Below are 2,952 nucleotides of genomic sequence, written 5' to 3' on the forward strand. Positions count from 1 at the left end.
CTATACCAACGCCGCTACTATCAGTCATCTTGTAGCCTTGAATGATACCGACTTGTCCTAGTCTTTTGACGATAGGGGGAGATACGCGATCGCGCAAACGAACGACTTTAACTTTTTGTCCGATTTCCATGCCAACTTACAACACAACAAACCAAGACTCAGTGTAGCCGAATCTGGGCACGAGAGGGAGTAGGAAAAGATCCAGTACGCCCAGGTTCCGGTTTGTGCATGCAACCTGTCATGGGGATGAGGGGAATAACTAATAACGACTGACTAAAATGAAATCAATAAGTCAGCAGGTGTAAGCAGATGTTTGTCACAGCACAACAGCTAGAACAACAGATGCCCGATGCAAGTCGGTTGTTAAGTGATGAGCCAGAGATGGAAAGTTCTTTACATTATATGCAGCTACTGCTGCTAGTGAGTTGTTTGGAGTGGTTATGGCGTGATAGGGATGATTTCTTTATCGGTGCCAATCTTACTATCTATTTTAGCCGTCAACAATTGCGAAATCGGGATTTTAGAGGGCCAGACTTTTTCTTAGTAAAGGACACTGAGAAAAGACCTCGTAATTCTTGGGTACTTTGGGAGGAAGATGGTCGTTATCCAGACTTGATTATTGAATTACTTTCTGAAAGCACAGGCAAAGTTGACCGGACTTTGAAGAAAGACTTGTATCAAAACCGATTTCGCACTCCAGAATATTTTTGGTTTTCCCCAGAAAATTTGGAATGTGTGGGTTTTAAGTTAGTAGGGAATGAATATCAAGAAATTGCACCAGATTCACGGGGATGGCGCTGGAGTCAAGTGCTAGGTCTGTATTTAGGTGTAAATGCGGGTAAGCTGCGATACTTTACGTCTGAAGGAGATTTAGTGCTGACACCAGAAGAGACAGCCAGAGTTACGCACCAGCAGGCATCTGAGGCTCAACAACGAGCTTCTCAGGCAGAATTGCTCTTGGAAGGAGAACGAGAGCGATCGCAGTTGTTAGCACAAAAGTTGCGATCGTTTGGTATCGAGCCAGAGAGTTTGATTTAGCCCGAGTACAGTCGAAGTCAGAGGTAGCACTTATGTATCAAACTGATCCACCCCGTCCACCACAGGAAGTTTTACCAACGATGTATGATTTGCCTAGTGAATTAGTGGCAGAATCCGGATTGCCAGATGAATTTCATATTTTTCAACCTAGACTACTTAGCGAAACCTGTCAACCTTCTAACTATCCCCCTGAGGAAATTTTAATTGCTACTGACTTAAATCTCTACTACGATCCTCGTCATCCATTGTGGTACAAGCGACCTGATTGGTATATGGTTTTAGGGGTATCTCGTGCCCAACAACAAAAAGACTTGCGCTTGAGTTATGTGATTTGGCAAGAGGGAGTTACACCATTTCTTGTCGTTGAGTTGCTTTCACCTGGTACAGAACAGGAAGACTTAGGACAAACCCTCAGGGAAGTCAACAAGCCTGCAACCAAGTGGCAGGTTTATGAGCAAATTTTACGTATTCCCTATTATGTTGTGTTTGACCGATACAGCAATCAATTGCGAGGTTTTCGCTTAGAAGGAACTCGTTACCAAGAATTGTCTTTGCCTGACCAACGTTTGTGGTTAGAAGAGATACAACTAGGTTTAGGAGTTTGGCAAGGTTCCTACGAAAATACCACAGGTCTATGGCTGCGTTGGTATGATATCAATCATCAATGGATACCAACACCCACACAGCAAATTCAACGAGAACGCCAACGGGCTGAACAAGAACGCCAACGGGCTGAACAAGAACGCCAACGGGCCCAGAGACTGGCGGAGTATTTGCGTACTCAGGGAATTGATCCGGATAACTTGCCTCAAATGTGAAAAAATAACTTGTTGGATATTCAGCATCGAGTGGTAACAAGCAGCTATTTGTTTAACAACAGTTGGACCGAACAGTTCCGATGATTAAGAAGCGATCCACAAGAGTTTCACTGAGTTCTCTATAGCTGAAATCAGAGATAAAATCTGCTGCAAAATGTCCAATTAAGCGTATAATTTACAAGGTAATTTAAGCGCACTTTTACAGAAAAAACTTATTCTTCCATATAGAAGTACACCGGGAACTTTAGTAGCTGTTGGGCTTCATTGAGAGAAATTTGGTGTGTAGGTATCAAGTGAGGAGCAGCAATTGTTGCGAACAATGCGAGGAGTTATCCGAAAGGCTGGTGCATTAAAGCGTATCTTGCCAATTTTAGAGCCGTGGTTAGCAAAGTTTGATTTGTTGAGAGCTTTGGTACGACGGGATTTGGAAGCACGCTACAAAGGTTCTGTTTTAGGAAATTTATGGCCTTTATTAAATCAGCTATCCCAGTTACTAATTTATACTTATGTGTTCTCGATTGTCCTAAGGGTAAAGCTGAGCCTTAAAGGTTTACCAGAGAATAATTTTACGTTTGGTTTATGGCTATTTGCAGGGTTACTGCCTTGGATTGCTTTTAGTGGTGGCTTGATGCAGGCGTCTGCTTCGGTGATAGTACAGCCGAATTTAGTCAAGAAGGTAGTGTTTCCCTTGTCTTTGTTACCTCTAGTACCAATTTTATCAACATTTGTTGAAAGTTCCTTTGGTTTAATGGCGTTGATTTTTTTTGTGGCGGTACAAAGTCATACTTTACATACGACTTTGGCGCTATTACCGTTGGTTTGGTTCACCCAGTTATTGCTGACAGCAGGATTAGGTTATTTGACGGCAGGACTAACGGTATTTCTGCGAGATATACCGCAGACTTTAGGAGTTATTTTACAGCTTTGGTTGTATCTAACACCAATTGTTTATCCAGCATCCTCCATACCACCAGAATTTCGGAATTGGGTATTTTGGTTAAATCCCCTGACGGCTATTTCGGAAGTTTATCGTGACTTAATTTTAGTGGGAGAGGTGAAACATTGGGGCGAGTGGGGGGTTGCTTCTGTGACTTCT

General features: G+C 42.8%; 4 protein-coding genes. 3 read left to right on the plus strand and 1 reads right to left on the minus strand.

Translation table 11 applies throughout. The features are described from left to right. Positions 1-130, minus strand: a 130-nt coding sequence (gene petP, locus DP116_RS18410; protein ID WP_169156551.1) for a cytochrome b6f subunit PetP, incomplete at its 3' end; no start/stop codon positions are given. Between the two features lie 179 nt (positions 131-309). Between petP and DP116_RS18415 the strand changes: the two genes are divergently transcribed. From DP116_RS18415 to DP116_RS18425, 3 genes are all read left to right on the plus strand, one after another. Then, positions 310-1,038: a Uma2 family endonuclease gene (locus tag DP116_RS18415; RefSeq protein ID WP_169156552.1), complete on the plus strand. Its 729-nt coding sequence runs from the start codon at positions 310-312 to the stop codon at positions 1,036-1,038. 32 nt (positions 1,039-1,070) lie between these two features. Continuing rightward, the gene (locus DP116_RS18420; protein WP_169156553.1) at positions 1,071-1,856 is read left to right on the plus strand and encodes a Uma2 family endonuclease; all 786 of its coding nucleotides are present in this window, start codon (positions 1,071-1,073) and stop codon (positions 1,854-1,856) included. Between the two features lie 319 nt (positions 1,857-2,175). Further along, positions 2,176-2,952, plus strand: a 777-nt coding sequence (locus DP116_RS18425; RefSeq protein ID WP_246275691.1) for an ABC transporter permease, incomplete at its 3' end; no start/stop codon positions are given.

This window comes from Brasilonema bromeliae SPC951 (assembly GCF_012912135.1).
Classification (GTDB): Bacteria; Cyanobacteriota; Cyanobacteriia; order Cyanobacteriales; family Nostocaceae; genus Brasilonema; species Brasilonema bromeliae.